The sequence below is a fragment of the Anabaena sp. FACHB-595 genome (genome assembly GCF_048568275.1).
In the GTDB taxonomy this organism is placed as follows: domain Bacteria; phylum Cyanobacteriota; class Cyanobacteriia; order Cyanobacteriales; family Nostocaceae; genus Trichormus.
This window is the reverse complement of record NZ_CP183473.1, coordinates 3,454,518-3,470,648: the sequence shown is the minus strand read 5'-3', so window position 1 is coordinate 3,470,648 and position 16,131 is coordinate 3,454,518. Positions and strand designations below refer to the sequence as shown.

15 protein-coding genes are annotated in these 16,131 nt (G+C 43.5%); 9 read left to right on the top strand and 6 right to left on the bottom strand.

Translation table 11 applies throughout. The features are described from left to right. Positions 1–41: 41 nt before the first annotated feature. Complete coding sequence (locus tag ACN222_RS14235; protein WP_010997002.1) at positions 42–1,262, bottom strand: FIST signal transduction protein; 1,221 nt, start codon at positions 1,260–1,262, stop codon at positions 42–44. Positions 1,263–1,791: 529 nt separating this feature from the next. On the opposite strand from ACN222_RS14235, the gene ACN222_RS14230 reads away from it, so the two are divergent. The 9 genes from ACN222_RS14230 to ACN222_RS14190 all read left to right on the top strand — a co-directional run bounded on the left by ACN222_RS14230 (position 1,792) and on the right by ACN222_RS14190 (position 10,239). Continuing rightward, positions 1,792–2,028, top strand: coding sequence for a Calvin cycle protein CP12 (locus tag ACN222_RS14230; RefSeq protein WP_010997001.1), 237 nt, complete (start codon positions 1,792–1,794; stop codon positions 2,026–2,028). A 320-nt stretch (positions 2,029–2,348) separates the two neighbouring features. Next, a complete protein-coding gene (locus ACN222_RS14225; protein ID WP_010997000.1) occupies positions 2,349–2,942 on the top strand; it encodes a DUF3177 family protein in 594 nt (197 codons plus the stop codon). Positions 2,943–2,982: 40 nt separating this feature from the next. Beyond that, positions 2,983–3,279 carry a hypothetical protein gene (locus ACN222_RS14220; RefSeq protein ID WP_010996999.1) on the top strand — a complete coding sequence of 99 codons (297 nt, stop codon included), beginning with the start codon at positions 2,983–2,985 and terminating at the stop codon, positions 3,277–3,279. Between the two features lie 36 nt (positions 3,280–3,315). Then, positions 3,316–4,428, top strand: coding sequence for a cobalt-precorrin-5B (C(1))-methyltransferase CbiD (cbiD, locus tag ACN222_RS14215; protein WP_010996998.1), 1,113 nt, complete (start codon positions 3,316–3,318; stop codon positions 4,426–4,428). 227 nt (positions 4,429–4,655) lie between these two features. Beyond that, positions 4,656–6,278 carry a glutamine-hydrolyzing GMP synthase gene (gene guaA / locus ACN222_RS14210; protein WP_010996997.1) on the top strand — a complete coding sequence of 541 codons (1,623 nt, stop codon included), beginning with the start codon at positions 4,656–4,658 and terminating at the stop codon, positions 6,276–6,278. A gap of 395 nt (positions 6,279–6,673) precedes the next feature. Further along, positions 6,674–7,486 (top strand): cation diffusion facilitator family transporter, encoded by an 813-nt coding sequence (locus ACN222_RS14205; protein WP_049942525.1) that lies wholly within the window; start codon positions 6,674–6,676, stop codon positions 7,484–7,486. Then, positions 7,483–7,686 carry a hypothetical protein gene (locus ACN222_RS14200; RefSeq protein ID WP_010996995.1) on the top strand — a complete coding sequence of 68 codons (204 nt, stop codon included), beginning with the start codon at positions 7,483–7,485 and terminating at the stop codon, positions 7,684–7,686. Before ACN222_RS14205 ends, ACN222_RS14200 begins: the two co-directional genes overlap by 4 nt. Before the next feature lie 52 nt (positions 7,687–7,738). Beyond that, the gene (locus tag ACN222_RS14195) at positions 7,739–9,697 is read left to right on the top strand and encodes an alkaline phosphatase (RefSeq protein ID WP_190449559.1); all 1,959 of its coding nucleotides are present in this window, start codon (positions 7,739–7,741) and stop codon (positions 9,695–9,697) included. 47 nt (positions 9,698–9,744) lie between these two features. Next, positions 9,745–10,239, top strand: coding sequence for a PEP-CTERM sorting domain-containing protein (locus tag ACN222_RS14190; protein ID WP_044521516.1), 495 nt, complete (start codon positions 9,745–9,747; stop codon positions 10,237–10,239). Between the two features lie 159 nt (positions 10,240–10,398). Here ACN222_RS14190 and ACN222_RS14185 read toward each other — a convergent pair whose 3' ends face one another. The 5 genes from ACN222_RS14185 to ACN222_RS14165 all read right to left on the bottom strand — a co-directional run bounded on the left by ACN222_RS14185 (position 10,399) and on the right by ACN222_RS14165 (position 16,036). Next, positions 10,399–11,823 (bottom strand): O-antigen ligase family protein, encoded by a 1,425-nt coding sequence (locus ACN222_RS14185; protein ID WP_010996992.1) that lies wholly within the window; start codon positions 11,821–11,823, stop codon positions 10,399–10,401. 24 nt (positions 11,824–11,847) lie between these two features. Beyond that, positions 11,848–12,795 (bottom strand): glycosyltransferase family 2 protein, encoded by a 948-nt coding sequence (locus tag ACN222_RS14180; RefSeq protein ID WP_010996991.1) that lies wholly within the window; start codon positions 12,793–12,795, stop codon positions 11,848–11,850. Beyond that, entirely contained in the window at positions 12,795–13,940 is a 1,146-nt protein-coding gene (locus ACN222_RS14175) for a glycosyltransferase family 4 protein (RefSeq protein WP_010996990.1), read from the bottom strand. The genes ACN222_RS14180 and ACN222_RS14175 overlap by 1 nt, the downstream gene beginning before the upstream one ends. 165 nt (positions 13,941–14,105) lie before the next feature. Continuing rightward, positions 14,106–14,993, bottom strand: a complete 888-nt coding sequence (locus tag ACN222_RS14170) for a glycosyltransferase family 2 protein (protein WP_044521515.1) — start codon at positions 14,991–14,993, stop codon at positions 14,106–14,108. A 68-nt stretch (positions 14,994–15,061) separates the two neighbouring features. After that, positions 15,062–16,036: a glycosyltransferase family 2 protein gene (locus ACN222_RS14165; RefSeq protein WP_010996988.1), complete on the bottom strand. Its 975-nt coding sequence runs from the start codon at positions 16,034–16,036 to the stop codon at positions 15,062–15,064. Positions 16,037–16,131 lie beyond the last annotated feature (95 nt).

Below are 16,131 nucleotides of genomic sequence, written 5' to 3'. Positions count from 1 at the left end.
TTGACTGTTGACTGTTGACTATACAAATTCTTACTTGTCCCTTAATCTTCTGCCGACAACTCTCGGCAAATCCCAAATACTGATGTATAACCATGTAGAAAAGTTCTGCCGCCGACTGGGCCGATTTCACCACCGCAGAAAAAACCACCTACCGGGACATCTTGAATATAGCGTTTGAATAGCTCAGAATCAAAATTAGGTTTGCCGTAGAGTCCTTCACCACGTCCTACACAGGAAAACATCAACGCACCAACAGCAGCGTTGTCAAATTCAGCTTTTGTTTGATACCTTTCTAACAGAAATTCTAATTCTTCGGCGGAGGCTTGAGAATCTCGCAGGTGGAATTGTAGACGTTGACCAGGACGGACAAGATCACCGATGGCGATCGCACCTCCAGATGGATCTACACCCAAAATACTCCGAATTAAGAAATCTCCTTGCTGCAAGGATAGCTTAAATTCATCCATTGCCACGCCAACAAACAATGAATGTTGTGCCAAAGCTCGTTCGTGTTCACTCAAGCTAGCAATCAAATCTCGCAGCACCACTAGCGGCGCTTTCTCATCAAGTTCCAGAATAATATTGCGTTCAGCTTTAGTTACTTGTAGTGGTTCACCAATCGGTCTGCATCCTTGCGCCACAATCGGCTCTAAAACTATATTGCCACTCAAAGCCAAGCCCACTGTACCCTCACGGTGTAGGCTACCATTACAAAACAAAGCTAGACGACCACCCATCCCGCCGACGCTAGCTTGTCCACCTAGAATTACTGACCCTGGGTAAGCAAAATCTAGTCCTTGTAATAAATCGTTAATTCCTGAAGAGAAAGCACTAGACAGCAAAATAAAATGCGGCGTTGGCGATGGAGGCACACCAATCAAATTAATCCATGTATCTGGAGGACTATCTAAATCGGGTAACTCTTCTCCCAGAACATGAAAAACCTGTAAATTCACCCCTGGTAGGTGCGCCAAAGTTAAGCTGAGGGCGGCTTCTGCTTCTAATTCTTGGGTCTGTCCACTAGCAGCCGTACCAATCACGCCACCACCACTACAGCCAATCATCACTGGCACAGAAAGTTGTTCAGCCAGCAGGGGTAACACCCTAGAATACTCACTAGCAAAGGCAGAAGAAATGAACACTAACCCCAAATCCGCAGGAGCTGTTAAGGTCGAGACAGCCCGTTGTACTACATCTGTAACAGCTGCTTCTAAAGAAGGGCGGGTTGATAGGGCATTTGCCCACTGCATTCGGTCTGCCATGAATTTTGGGCTTCTTTTTCTGTTGTGGTTGGTTGTTGTCTGAGTTATCAGTGATGAGTAAGAGTTAGGACAAGTAATTTTTATTCTCTCACCCCGTGGAAACTATCGCCACATCTCCCTGATCTTCTTCATCTCCCCTACTTCCACATTTTATTTATAGGACTTACGCATGAAAAGGTTTGGATAAGGGTATAGGGGTATAGGGGTATAGGGGTATAGGGGTATAGGGGTATAGGGGTATAAATTTTTGAAACCCTTACACCCTTACACCCTTACACCCCTGTCCCCTTAAACCCTTACACCCGGTCTCCACAGATAACCTGTTTGCGTAAGTCCTAATTTACTTCGTTACCATTTTCTAAAATCTTAAAATAAATGCTACAGTTGGCGGTAATTTTAATCGATACATCAAGGTACCCAACTAGCTGATGCAGCTCATTAGGTAGAATGGTGATTGATAGAACAAAAAAATAGCAATTTTTGCAACTTTTCTATACTGTTATTATCAACACACAACGAGACTAAAGCAATGACCGACACTCAATCAAAAGACATTCAAGACCAAATCCAGGAAGAAGTAGAACAAGCGCGTGCCGTTTGCGATATCTCAGGTAGCAACTCAGCCGAGTGTGCTGCGGCGTGGGATGCAGTTGAAGAACTGCAAGCAGAAGCCTCCCACCAACGCCAAGACAAAAAGAAAAATTCTCTAGAACAGTACTGTGACGATAATCCAGAAGCTGCTGAGTGCCGTGTTTACGATGAATAACAATTAAGTTTGTGAACTTTTTCGGCAGACAAGCAACCAGAATCCTGTAATTCAGTAGTTTTCACCTCTGTTTATGAGGCTTTTGCAGCCCATCTCCTTGAAACTTAGACAAGTTTAAGCTGGTTGAGCTAGTTGTAAATGAGATACTTCTCAGAGCAATTTGCTACAGTAGGTGCAAAATATTGGCGCTGAGATTCTTTCAGTTGCTTGTTTTTTTACACTCGGACATGGTGACAACAAAATCATCAAAAGTATTTCTAACTTAAAATATCCTTCACTCCTTATTCCTAGTCCCTATTCTTAAAAACTGACAATTAACTATGCCAAACAACGTATTGCGCCAGTTAGTCTGGATTGATTACCGACTAGCAGTGTTATTTCTGATGATTGTGCCGATAGTTCTGTTAATTTGGGCTTATGCTCAACAAGCAGAAGCAATACAAAAGCTATTAATGATTTATTGGCGAGTTTCTAGCCTACTAGCCATCACCATCTACTTAATGATTGCCCAATATCCAGTTAGTTTTATCTCTGGGTTAATAGGACAAATCCTCATTCCGATTTCCCTGTGGTTTTGGGTGGACATCAACGATGAAATTGAGTATCAACCCAGTGGAGTGTTAAAACTCGCTTTTACTTCTTGGCGCTGGGCTGTCACCGTTTATTCTCTTATAGGAACTATAGCCTTCGTACCTTTTTTGGGTTGTGCTTTTTCTAGCAATGTTGGACAAAATCCCACTTGCAGTGTCTGGTTAGAAGCTCCCTTACTGTTTAAAGATTATTTTCATCACAATAGTAAACCCGGTTTCTTAGGCTTCTTAGGTATAGTTTGTCTAGTTATTTATGTATTATATTTAAGCTACTTTGTCGTCGTAAAGCTGGGCAAGCAGGGACGCTCGGCTACACCACAGTAAACTCTCACTGCGCTTCAGTTCTAAATTTCCAGCTTTCAAAATGAATTCTATTGGCAAGCGGCTAGAACAATACACCACCAAACGTCCACAAGAGGTTTTATTAGTAACGGTGGAAATCGCTGATGAACAAGACAAAATAGCCATCTTCAAAGGTTTTTCTAGTTCATTGATGCGTCCCACTGCATTTGATCCCGATGTCCCAGTAATTCCAGATGAGGCAAGAGTTATTAGTGTAGATCGCATAGCCAGCCCTTATAGTCCTGAATCTCCCCGTTATATCCAACGTGATATCTCCTGGGAAGCGATGGAAAATGTTCTCACGGAAGTGGGTGTTTAGGAGGCTGGGGAAAGAACTAGTGACAACTGACAACTAATGCGTAGCGGATATACTTTACCTGTTTTTGCTTGTGCTGGTGCGATCGCAGCTTTACACTGGTTACGTCAGCGTCAGTCTATACAAGTTGCATTGGTAGATTTAATTGAGCCTGCACAAATCGCCGAAGTACCTATTGAGCAGGTAGCTGGACTATCAGCAAATATGGCTTTGGCAATTACCCGCAGTGATCCGGGTGATAATCTTGACTTGACTAAAAATACCCCGATTTGGGCTGTGGTGGAATGGGGGAAAACTGGGGGTGAACAGGTAACTATCAAGGGTGGGGAAGGGATTGGTAAGCAAGTTAACGCTGATAACCAAGCAGCTATTTATAGTTATGCTCAAAGATTGTTGCAAGCCAACTTAACTCGATTATTAGCCCCAGAGGAAAGCATTATTGTCACTATCATCTTACCGGAGGGGCGATCGCTCGCTGTGCGGACTTCTAATTCCGCCTTTGGGGTTGTCGAGGGATTATCCCTACTAGGAACCACGGGTATTTCTCAACCTTTGAGTTCACCAGATCAATTAGATGCGTTTCGCAGTGAGTTACAACACAAAGCTAGTTTGTATGAGAGTCTGGTATTTTGCATTGGCGAGAATGGTTTAGATTTAGCGCGAAAAATCGGTATTAATGCTGAGAAATTAGTAAAAACTGCTAATTGGTTAGGGCCGATGTTGGTAGAAGCTGATGCCTTGGGTGTTAAGGAAATCTTATTGTTTGGCTATCACGGTAAGTTAATGAAACTAGCCGGGGGCATTTTTCACACCCACCATCACTTGGCTGATGGACGACGAGAAGTTTTGGCAACACACTGTGCTTTGGCGGGTTTAAGTAAACAAGATATAGAAATAGTGTTTCACTCTCCTACGGCTGAAGCTGCACTCAAGCACTTAAAAGCGTTAGATATTTCCACAGGTAATGATTGGGTAAATCAAGTTTATAGTGCGATCGCCGAAACCATCGATTCTCGTTGCCAAGAATATATGCAAAGCCATAGCAGCAGAGGCACAGCAGCCACAATCTGCGGCTCAATTCTCTTTGACCGCGATCGCAAAATTATCGTGAAGAGCAAAACTGCTTGTAACTTAATGGGAAATTTATGTTAATTTATTATGAATAATCATAAATAATCCCCATAAATATCTTTTTCAGTAGTGGTCTTAGTGTAATTTATACAGTTTAATAAAATCCCTTAGTGGCAAAACAAACGCATTCTACCTAGCGTTTGTCACGGATTAACTCACCATTTATCAGTCTAAACAAGCTGAAAAATGGTGTTTATGTTCAGAACCCAAAATAACCATCTACTACCAGACTCACACTTTCGCCATTTATGAATACAGCGGTGACTCTACTAACCGAACAAGCCCCTCAACCAATAGAAGAGTTTGGGCAGCTTGAGCGTCAAATCATTATCATATTAGACTTCGGCTCTCAGTATTCAGAACTGATTGCCCGACGCATCCGCGAGACTCAAGTATACTCTGAAGTTTTGTCTTATCGCACCCCTGCTGAACATTTACGCCAACTCAATCCCAAGGGAATTATTCTTTCTGGTGGCCCCAGTTCAGTTTATAGCGATCGCGCTCCCCATTGTGACCCAGAAATCTGGAATTTGGGAGTCCCCATTTTGGGTGTCTGCTACGGAATGCAGCTGATGGTCAACCAACTCGGTGGCGAAGTAGCCAAAGCTGACCGGGGTGAGTATGGGAAAGCATCATTACACATTGATGATCCCACCGATTTACTGACCAACGTTGAAGATGGCACAACAATGTGGATGAGTCATGGTGATTCAGTCACAAAAATGCCCCCAGGGTTTGAAGTGTTGGCACATACAGATAATACTCCCTGTGCTGCTGTTGCTGACCACGAGAAAAAGCTTTATGGCGTGCAGTTCCATCCAGAAGTAGTCCATTCCGTTGGTGGTTTGGCATTAATTCGCAACTTTGTTTATCACATTTGTGAGTGTGAACCCACCTGGACGACGGCTGCTTTTGTGGAAGAAGCTATTCGGGAAGTCCGGGCTAAAGTTGGTGACAAGCGAGTACTATTGGCGCTTTCGGGAGGAGTCGATTCTTCTACCCTGGCTTTCTTGATGCACAAAGCCATCGGCGACCAATTGACTTGTGTATTTATCGACCAAGGCTTTATGCGGAAGTATGAGCCAGAAAGGTTGGTGAAACTATTTCAGGAGCAGTTTCATATCCCTGTTGAATATGTTAACGCCCGCGATCGCTTCTTAGATATCATGTCAGGTGTGACAGACCCAGAAGAAAAACGTCGTCGCATTGGACATGAATTCATCCAGGTATTTGAAGAAACATCTAAAAATCTGGGCCCCTTTGACTATCTAGCACAAGGGACTCTTTACCCAGATGTCATTGAATCGGCTGATACCAATGTTGACCCCCAAACTGGGGAACGGGTAGCGGTAAAAATCAAAAGCCATCACAACGTTGGCGGCTTACCCAAAGACTTGAGATTTAAACTAGTTGAACCCCTGCGGAAACTGTTTAAAGATGAAGTCCGTAAAGTAGGGCGGTCTGTTGGTTTACCAGAAGAGATTGTTCAACGCCAGCCATTTCCTGGCCCTGGTTTAGCTATTCGGATTTTGGGTGAAGTCACCGCCGACAGATTGAACATTCTCCGCGATGCTGATTTGATTGTGCGCCAAGAAATTAACCAACGCGGTTTATACAATGAATATTGGCAAGCATTCGCAGTTTTACTACCTATCCGCAGTGTGGGCGTAATGGGTGATCAACGCACCTATGCTTATCCTATCGTCTTACGCATTGTCAAGAGCGAAGATGGCATGACAGCAGATTGGGCGCGTGTACCTTACGATGTTTTAGAAGCAATTTCTAACCGCATTGTCAACGAAGTTAAAGGCGTTAACCGCGTGGTGTTTGATATTACTTCCAAGCCACCCGGAACCATTGAGTGGGAATAATAGCAATTTTAGAGTATTAGGTAGGGTGGGCAATGCCCACCTTATTTTTTGAGATTCCGGCTGATTCTGGCGATATAGCTGGGGACTGGGGACTAGGGACTGGGTGAAAAGTCTTGTTGTGTCTAGGTTGTATCATCTATTAATGTCCTAACACTACTGGCGACAGCTATATATTCATCTAATACCAATTCAAAATACCCTTCTCCTGTCAGAGACGCTACGTGTAAGTACTTATTACTATAAATAGAAAGTAATTAATAAAAGCAAATGATAACCATTCTTGTAGAACCCAGTCTCAGACTGAATTTTACTTAATATTAAACCTTAATTATAAAATCATTAACCTTAGGGCTGATACATTAATGCAGGAATGTACAAATGTTCAGGTATCGAAAATGATGCTTTCAGCACCACAGCATCTGGTGGGTGGCTCGGTATCCGAGATAACTCCCAATCGTGACCTGAGTTTAGATTCAATGCACACAAGCCAGGTTAAGCAAAATATCCGGGCGCTGTGGACTGCACTAGTATTACTCAGTGTCTTTTTTTGCATAGAACTTAGTGCAGGAATCTGGAGCCACAGTCTGTCCCTGTTAGCAGATGCAGAACACATTCTTTCAGATGTAGCAGCATTAGGCTTGGCACTAATTGCCTCTTGGCTATCTCAATCAATATCCCAGCGAACTATATTTGGGCGCTACAAATTAGAAGTTTTAGCAGCCTTAATCAACGGTATTAGTTTAGCTTGTATTGCTTGTTGGATAGTGAGAGAAGCCTTAGTACGCTTGCAATCTCCAACCACAGAGATTCTGGGTGTACCGATGTTAACAACTGCATTAATAGGTGTGGGAGTTAACAGTTTTAATGCTCTGTGTCTACACAAATGTAGCCATAAAGACCTCAATATTAGAGGTGCATTGCTGCATCTGATAGCAGATTTAGCCAGTTCTGTTGGCGCAGTGTTAGCAGCGATCGCTATTATCTGGCTGAACTGGACTTGGGCTGATGGTGTGATCAGCTTGGTTGTAGCAATGTTAATAGCTAGTTTTGCCGCTTATTTGTTGATTCAAAGCGTGCAGTGTCTACGGGGTCAAATAGCCGATATTAGCGATATTGCCTGTATGTGTCCTCCACAATCAGAAGTTTGTGTAGACCGTCAGCAGGCAGAAAAACTATTGTTTCCTACCTTGGAGGAACTTGTGCAATGATTTCCTTACTCAAACGTCATAAACGTTTTTTAGCTTGGTTTGTGTCTGGTTTAGTGGCAGTAATTTTCCTGTCCTGGGGAATTTCCGAAAAACAACCAGCCGTAGTTCGTGGAAATAATTTTCCTGCTGTGACTCAACAAAATGTTTCTGGCTATCCAGACTTTTTCGCTAGTCACACAGAACCAAATTTTTATCAATAGTTAACTCACAAGTTAACTCACACTTACTTAATTAACTGCAAGGCGCACTGCAATGATTTCACTTTTGGAAAGATGTCGGCGAGCGTTCAGCTTTGCTATGGCTTGTTTTTTCTGCACTATGGGGCTAGTGTTTGGCACACCAGGCGTTGAATCTGCCCTAGCGGCTGGTAATGGAATTAACGTCATCATCATGATTGGTGATGGGATGGGTTGGGAAATGGCCAGAGCCGCAGCCGTAGCTAAAGGCGCTCCCTTCTATACCAGTGGGAAAGGTTCTGGTCTGAGCTTTCAAAAGCTAACTGGATATGGAATTGTGACAACCTACGGGACAACAGTCCAAGGTAGTACATCAACTAATCCAGATAATGAGACACGTTCAGCCAATAACTCGGCTCTAGATGGAAGCAATCCATTAACTGGCGCAAGTCCTGTGCGTCCCAACTTCTCATTCTCACCTGCTCCTTTTAACCCAGGCGATCGCGCTGATGGTAACAGTCCAGCACCCGGTAACTTGGCTGGTTATGACCCCAGCAAAGGCGGCCCTGTACCTTGGATACCTCTATCTCCCGCTAATCCTGGTAACTACGATAAAGAGTACATCAAATATAGCTATCCCGACTCTGCAAACACCGCTACAACTCTATACACAGGTGTTAAGAGCTATAACAACGCAATGGGGGTAGATATTTACGAGCAGAAGTTAAAAACTATCCTAGAAATTGCTAAAGAAGAGGGCAAAGCTACAGGGCTAGTAACTTCTGTACCCATCACCCACGCTACACCAGGGGCTGCGGCTTCTTACGTCAACCGTCGTAGCAAGTACGACAGTGTTTATGACCCTACCAAGACCAACCAAGACAGCATCTTACAACAGATGTTGCTAGACTTTCAGCCCAACATATTGTTAGGTGGTGGTCATCCTCTCGATATGCAAAATAGAGGCGCGACAGGCCCAGTTAATAACTACACCTTCATCACCCAAGACACTTACGAACATCTCAAAAATAACCCCACTCCCACATCTAACCGTTATGGTTATACCTTCTTGGAGCGTGGGCCTAATGCTACTCAAACATTACTAAACACAGCAGCTCAAATTGATCCCAATAGAGGCGATAAACTCTTGGGTCTATACGGCGCTCGTGGACAAAACGGTAATATTCCTCTAAGTTCTTCCAAGGGAGACTACAGCACCACAGGTTTAGATAACTTCTCTGTCTATAGCACTGTTGTGAGAGGTGGAACCCCCGCTACTTGCCCATCAGGACAAATCATTCCTGGCTCTATCAGTGAGTGTGTACCCGTGCTGGATGGCAATGGTAATCCTGTGACTGGCCCCACACCTGATAGAGTCCGTCCCCTCGCTCCCGGTGAAACCGATGCTAGTTTCATCGCCAGAGAAATTAACGAAAACCCTACCTTGGCTGATTTAAGCAAGGCTGCTCTCAATGTCTTAGGTAAAGACAAAGATGGCTTTTGGTTAATGATTGAGGGTGGTGATATTGACTGGTCTGCTCATGATGACAACATGGATAACCTGATTGGAACCATGAATGACTTTGATAAAGCAGTCCAAGAGGTGATCAGTTGGATTAACAAAAATGGTGGTTGGAGTAAGAACCTGTTAATCGTGACAGCTGACCATGACCATTATTTGACTCTAAATAATGACTTTGTTTCTAAGCTGACTCCTAATCCCCACCCCAATCAATCCAGAGGCTTGAAGTATAACGCCAAAGAAATTACTTACAACAAGCACAACCCTCAAGATGCGGGACACTTCTGGGGTTCTGATCCCACTCAGAAATACCTCTGGGGAAGTCACAGCCGAAGACCTGTCCCTGTTTATTTCCAAGGTGCTTATTCTTCCAACCTCGTGAGATATTTTGGTCAACCGGTGCAGTTCACAGATAGTTCTGGTTCCTACACTGCATCTGGTATTCGCAGTGTTGTTGATCAAAGCCACATCTTCCAAGCCATGAAAGCTGCATTAACTCAGCCACCACTCTAGTGGAGAGTTTACATAGCTCATATATATTCTGTAAATCAAGGAAAAAAATGACTAGCTCTATCCTCAAAAAAGTAGCAGGTGTAACAGTAGGAACTACTTTAATGTTTACCATAGGGGAAACTCTGCCTGCTCAAGCGGCCAATATCACATACAATTTCTCTAATACTAGCAATACTCTGACTGGCTCTTTCTCTTTCGATTTAGCCGCAGTAGCAGATGATCAACAAGCTACAATTGCCGAAGGTTTAAAGATTTTTGCTGAATATAATGGTCAGATATTCACTGAAGCAGATGATTCTCTTGCGTCTGTTTTTACTGATTTTTCAGGCAGAATTGTGAATGGACAATTCTTGGGATTGAATTTCGTCGTACCTCAATTCTCAGTCGTCACAGATAGTTTTATTGATGCGAACACTGTAGAGTCTGTTACTTACAGTACTGTCCCTGAACCAGGTTCCATCTTTGGTTTATCTGTGATTGGACTCGGCTTGTTAGCGGGTAGAAAAACCCTATCTTTCAAAAAAGCCAACACAAAAGCTTGAGCTAATTTTTCAGTTCTGTTTTTAAGAGTCCACAACCGAATTATTTCCGCCGACCTGTACTATTAGTATGGCAAGTCAACTTTGCTAGGTTAATAGCAGCAAAAAAATCGCTTTCTCCCCCTGCTTGCCTTAGCCTAGCAATTTTTGGTTGGTGAACTACTAGTGATGCCTAATTCTTTGCTGTGCGTGATATTTATGCCCCGCCATAGCCATAGCTACAAAGCTCCAAAGAACCATACCCGGCATCCCCAACATCCCACTATTACCCAATAATGTTGATAACATACCCAGACTAATAGCTCTAGCGGCAGCCATGAAAGAGTCAAAACTATACTCTGAATATTGGAATGCTTGGCTAAACACCATAAATAATGCCAGTAAGTAGAATACACCACCAAACCAACCCAATGTGAAAAACATATCCAGAATGCCACTATCGACTACAATCGGTTCTAATACGCCTTTTTCATTCACAATAAAAGTGTTGCCTACTCCATTACCCAAAGCATTAGTTAAAGCACTATTAAGACCATCTTCATAGATTTTCTGTCTGACCCTCGCACTATCATCATCCTCAAGATTAGAAAATGTCTCAAAGCGAGTGGTGATGGGTTTAGAAAATTGCTCTATTTGTGTTAAAGGAATGACACATAACGCCATAATCAAAATAGTAATAAATAGGCGTAGTTGTAAACGTGTCTTTAGTGAAGTTAAAAAAGTTAGAAAAGCTATTAACCATCCTGCCCACAAGGTGCGTACTGTTGTCAGTAGGAAAGCCAAATAACCAGCCGCCGAAGCAGGAAGGCGAATAAAACTTTTATTGGTAAATAATAACAACAAGCCAGCCATCATCATGGCTGCATAAGGTGCGGGGGATGCCATTGTACTCCAAATACGCAGTTTCAGAGGTTCAGGATCACCCATGCTAGTTAATTTTGTACTGGTTAACCAAAATAAATCCCATTCAGGAGGGTTAAGAAACTGCACAATTCCATAGATTCCTGTCACCAAAACACCCCAGGTAAAGGTGCGCTCAATAGTGCGGCGATACAAGGGATAATCACGCCAGTGGACAAATAGATAAAAAGCAAAGGTGATTGGCGTTAACCAATCTAGAAGCCCCCTCGCCGCCGTGAAGGGTGATGTTTTAATCATGCCTATGAGAAAGCCATAAAACACACCTAGAAAAGCCAGAACAAAGGGTAAACTACCTTGGCGCAAGGATTTTGGTAGCTCTTTGAGGAAGGTATGTAATGTTAATAGTGTCACCAAGTATTGTGACACCAACATAAAACGTGTGGGGTCCCAACCACTTTTATAATCAACTACACGAGCTACAAATGGTGTAACAAACCAGATCCACCACGCAAAACCTGTATAAAGTACGGGGTATCGCACATATAAGAAAGCACCGACAGCGAAGGACAGAATTACATAAGCTGTACGGAGAATGCCAGCTGCACCACCAAAAATACACACGGCTGAAAACAAGACTAGAGATAATATTGCTAGCCAAGCCAACAGTGGTTGTTTGCCAAAACCCAAGTCTGTGGTAGAAGAACTATCTGTAAGAATATGATTCACTTCCTACTCCCAACTTTTTAATTTTTAATTTTTAATTTGAGCAAAGCGAATTGAACTTTGCCAGGTTCGCCAACCGCGCCAGCGACCATACCAAGCTGCTAATAACTTTTGCCCTGCTAAGGCGCGATCGCTCGGTAAAAAGCGTAAAAATTGAATCAAACCCATAGAGTCTCTAGTACCCACCAAGGTTGCCCAAAGCAGAAATGTTAATTGTTGAGTTGGTGATAGGTGTTCTAATAAGGCTAATGTTTCGTTGTGGACGGCATTAGTTACAGCCAGATGATTGAAGCTTTGACGCTGGTCTTCATCAAATCGCTGCGCCGGATAATGGTTTACTCCGATTTGGGGGTCGTAGATGAGCTTCCAACCAGCCCGCTTTAAGGCTAGACAAAAGGCTACCTCGAAGTGAACCTGTGCGCCTGTACCGAGCATTCGTTGATCAAAACGTAATCCGTGGACAGCCGATCGCCGAAAGCTCATATTAACTCCCTTGAGAACATCGACCTCGCGGGGTTTTCCTATACCTATATGGTGATTACCAATCACTCGGCCAAACCAATGAACCTGACCAACTACTGGGCAAGTACCATCTTCTAGGCGATCGCCATGATATACCCAATCCCGTCCACCAACACCGGCAATCTGTTCATGGGCGAGAAAGTGGGTTTCAATTTGCGCTAACCAATTACTGTGGGGAGCTGCATCATCATCTGTAAAAGCAATGATATCTCCTTGGGCTATATCTAATCCTGCATTCATCGCTGCGACTACACCAGGAACGCGTACCGTTGTCGTGTGTAAGGGTAAAGAGTGAGGCGCGATGGTTTCCAGAAATTGCCAAGTCTCCACATCAGTATCTCGGACTACCACCAATACCTCATCGGCTGGTCGAGATTGCTTTTCTAATGACTCCAAGCAGCGTGTTAGGTCTTTGGTACGGCGGTAAGTAGGCACAATGACTGTAATTTTCATTACTGGTGCAACTCCTCGAATAAATCTATATAACGCTGTGCCATATTTGTCCAACTGTGTTGCTCGGCTATGGTGCGGGCAACTTGTCCCATTTGTTCTCTTAAAGTGCGATCGCTTGCTAATAAAGACAACGCTTGCGCCAAAGCTTCTACATCGTCTGAATCCGCTAAAACTATTCCAGATTCCGGCGTTAACAAATCTGCTGCACCTGTGGAACTAGCAGTAATCACAGGTAAACCAGAAGCCATCGCTTCAATCACCACCAAGCCGAAAGGCTCATAACGTGAAGGGAACACGAAAAAATCTACGGCTTTCATCAGTTCGGGAACATCCCGCCGCAGTCCTAAAAAATGTACTCTTTCATCCAATCCCAGGGATTGCGCTAACTGAAGATATGGACTTCCTTCCGTAATTCCCGCAACTGCTAGATGTAAATCTGGCACATTAACTAAAGCTTTCAGGACTGTATCCAAGTTCTTACGGGAGATTCTAATATCACCAGCAAATAGAGCTAAAGGAACTCCTGCCGGTAATCCCCACCGTGAACGCTGATTATTTCCCGGTGAAAATTCCTGCAAATCCACACCATTAACAATTACCCGAATCCTTTCTGGTGCTACACCGATGGCTTGCAAATCCTCAGCCACCCGACTAGAAACAGCCACTACCACGCGTGCGCGACGAAAAGCCTTTTTTTCCCAACGTGCATTTAAAACGGTGTACAACCACTGGTAAAAATTATAAAAAATCCTGCGCGATCGTGTAGTTTTAGCTGAATTTGACTGAGCCTTGCTAGAGGAAAAATTCAACCAAGAACTATGGACAAAATGCACCGCATTCACATCACCAGAGGCATGAGTAATTGCCCCATTAATTTTGACTAAATCAACTTGAGAACGGTGTTTGTGCAACCAATTGGCACTGATGAAAGCGAAAATCAAGTTGCGGAGTAATTCTGTAGGCCATTGCTTAACAGAAATAGCAACCCAATTAACTTGCTCACTCTGTTGTAATTCTGGAGCTACTTGACTAGCTAACAAAATGACACGATGACCACGACGAATTGCTTCTTGGGCAATTTCATAATTAACCCGTCCTTGACCATCACCTTTAATCACATTATGTGTAACAATACCTAGTCTCACAATATAAATATCCTCTAAGTTTCTACCCCTGATGGGTGTAGGGGTTTAGGGGTATAAGGGTGTAGGGGTTTAGGGGATAAAACTACTATTTTTTTGTTAGTGCGATAGTCATCACTCATCACTTGATTAAAAACCTACACCTGCCCCCTGCCCCCCTGCCTCTTCTCATCCCCAATTCAACTGGGACGGCTGCCATAATTTTTGGATATGAGAACGGCGAATAATTTCTGGCCAGGCTTGTAGGGAACCTCGCTTGCAGAGGTAAGCAGTCATGTGCAGGAAGTATACAAAGCAAAAACCTATGAGTTTTAAGACATTAGGGAATAAATCTTTGTAACGTTTAATCCCGATGTAGAGCCTAGCCGCTTCTATAGAAATTTCGTATTTAGTGAGTTTGCCGATATCCGATTCCATCAAGGAACTTTTACCATTACCTCCAGCATTGAGGGCGCGTAATTCTGGACAATTTAAAATCTTATAACCCCGTTTCAATGCCCGTAAACAAAGTTCTGCATCTTCATAACCAAAAAATATATTTTCATCCCACTGTTCCTGCTCAAAAAACTGACGGGGGAAAATAGAGGCATGAATAGCTATAGTTTCGGGAACATCACTAGCACGGAAATATCCGCGAAAAGATAACTTTCCCGGAGCCATCACATATCCATCGGTAGTGTAGCTAATGCCAGAAAGAATGGTGTGCTGACTTTGTTCTGGTGACATTTTTGAGTATTGGGCGATCGCACTACCAATAAACTCTGGTTCAACACAAATATCATCATCAATAAAAGCAATCAAGTCTGTTTCTGATGCGGGGATGGCGTTAACTGCATTGTTGCGGTTAGCACAAACACCAATTCGGGGGCCTGTAATATAAATTGTCTGGGGATATTGTTCAACAATCTTTTGATTTTGCTGCTGCATCTCCATACTTGGCGAGTCATCAGACACAATGACCGAGTGTGGTTTGGTCTGGGAATCCCACAGCGATCGCAAGCAATTTTCCAAATCCTCAGGGCGATTTCTAGTTGTGATGCAAGCCGATAGCCGCATTTTATTTATACCTCTTTAGTTAGTTTTTTAGATCTCCGACTTCTTAGAGAAGTCGGGGATCTGACTGATTAAAATCTTGATGCGATCGTCGGGGGTGTAAAACTGAGCATCAATCCCGCCATAGTTCTCAGCTTTAAACTTTGCTTTAAAGAGCGCCAGAAGTAAGAACGGGCTAATTTCATCTGCTTACTACGCATGAAACCAATGCCTAAGGTTGTGCTGACATGGGCCCATTGCTGCTGAAAATAGGGTTTAAGTTCCTGTAGGCGTTCATCGGCCATAAACTGCTCATAGCAAAACATATCAGCTTGAGCCTTACGGATTTTTGCCTGAGCATCGCGCTTACCACTGAGCATGGTTTCTGTTTGTTCATGGACGCGATAGCGCGTCAGTTTTTCAGGATAAAAATATGCTCCTAAGCCAGAGCGACAACAGAGGTAGTTTAAATATATATCCCAGGAACCGCCAACCTCAGCCGGAATGGCATCCCAAGCGATCGCATCTCGACGCATCACGGCTGCTGTGGCTGTCGAGACTGATCTATCTACTAAGCCCATCCGATAAAAGGGTTGATAAATTCCTTCTGGCAAATCAACTCGTTTATATGAACGGGAATATTCTTCTGTGAGTGCATCATCTATATTGCCGTTGGCATCCATGATGTAGTGGTCACAAAAAGCTAAGGCTAAATTGGGGTTAGCTTCCAAGGGCGGAACGAGCTTTTCGAGAAAGTCTTCTTCCCACAGATCATCGTCTAGCAAACAAGCGACATATTTTCCCCGCGCCATTTTAAAGGCTTTGATGGTATTGGCAAACATTCCCATATTTGATGAATTGCGAAAAAAGCGAATGCGCGAATCATCAAAGGAATCAACAATTGCCTGAGGATTTTGTGGACTACAATTGTCGCAAACAATAATTTCAATATGGGAATAAGTCTGTCTGACGGCGCTTGTCAGCGCAGCTTGTAAATAGTTTGGGCGGTTATAGGTAGGTGTAATAACGCTAACTAATGGAGTGGAGGAGTTAGTATCTATAGCCATAATATTAATAGGGGGTTAGAGACTGGGATTTTTACTCAGTACTCAGCACGGGCTGAACGCCCCGCTATCGCTAACAGCGCCTTCAAAGGAGGAGA

Coding starts and splice junctions, on each gene's coding strand:
- ACN222_RS14190 (WP_044521516.1), top strand. CDS start 9,745: ATGACTAGCTCTATCCTCAAAAAAGTAGCAGGTGTAACAGTAGGAACT.
- ACN222_RS14195 (WP_190449559.1), top strand. CDS start 7,739: ATGATTTCACTTTTGGAAAGATGTCGGCGAGCGTTCAGCTTTGCTATG.
- ACN222_RS14170 (WP_044521515.1), bottom strand. CDS start 14,993: ATGCGGCTATCGGCTTGCATCACAACTAGAAATCGCCCTGAGGATTTG.
- cbiD (WP_010996998.1), top strand. CDS start 3,316: ATGCGTAGCGGATATACTTTACCTGTTTTTGCTTGTGCTGGTGCGATC.
- ACN222_RS14205 (WP_049942525.1), top strand. CDS start 6,674: ATGATGCTTTCAGCACCACAGCATCTGGTGGGTGGCTCGGTATCCGAG.
- ACN222_RS14200 (WP_010996995.1), top strand. CDS start 7,483: ATGATTTCCTTACTCAAACGTCATAAACGTTTTTTAGCTTGGTTTGTG.
- ACN222_RS14180 (WP_010996991.1), bottom strand. CDS start 12,795: ATGAAAATTACAGTCATTGTGCCTACTTACCGCCGTACCAAAGACCTA.
- guaA (WP_010996997.1), top strand. CDS start 4,656: ATGAATACAGCGGTGACTCTACTAACCGAACAAGCCCCTCAACCAATA.
- ACN222_RS14230 (WP_010997001.1), top strand. CDS start 1,792: ATGACCGACACTCAATCAAAAGACATTCAAGACCAAATCCAGGAAGAA.
- ACN222_RS14165 (WP_010996988.1), bottom strand. CDS start 16,036: ATGGCTATAGATACTAACTCCTCCACTCCATTAGTTAGCGTTATTACA.
- ACN222_RS14220 (WP_010996999.1), top strand. CDS start 2,983: ATGAATTCTATTGGCAAGCGGCTAGAACAATACACCACCAAACGTCCA.
- ACN222_RS14235 (WP_010997002.1), bottom strand. CDS start 1,262: ATGGCAGACCGAATGCAGTGGGCAAATGCCCTATCAACCCGCCCTTCT.
- ACN222_RS14225 (WP_010997000.1), top strand. CDS start 2,349: ATGCCAAACAACGTATTGCGCCAGTTAGTCTGGATTGATTACCGACTA.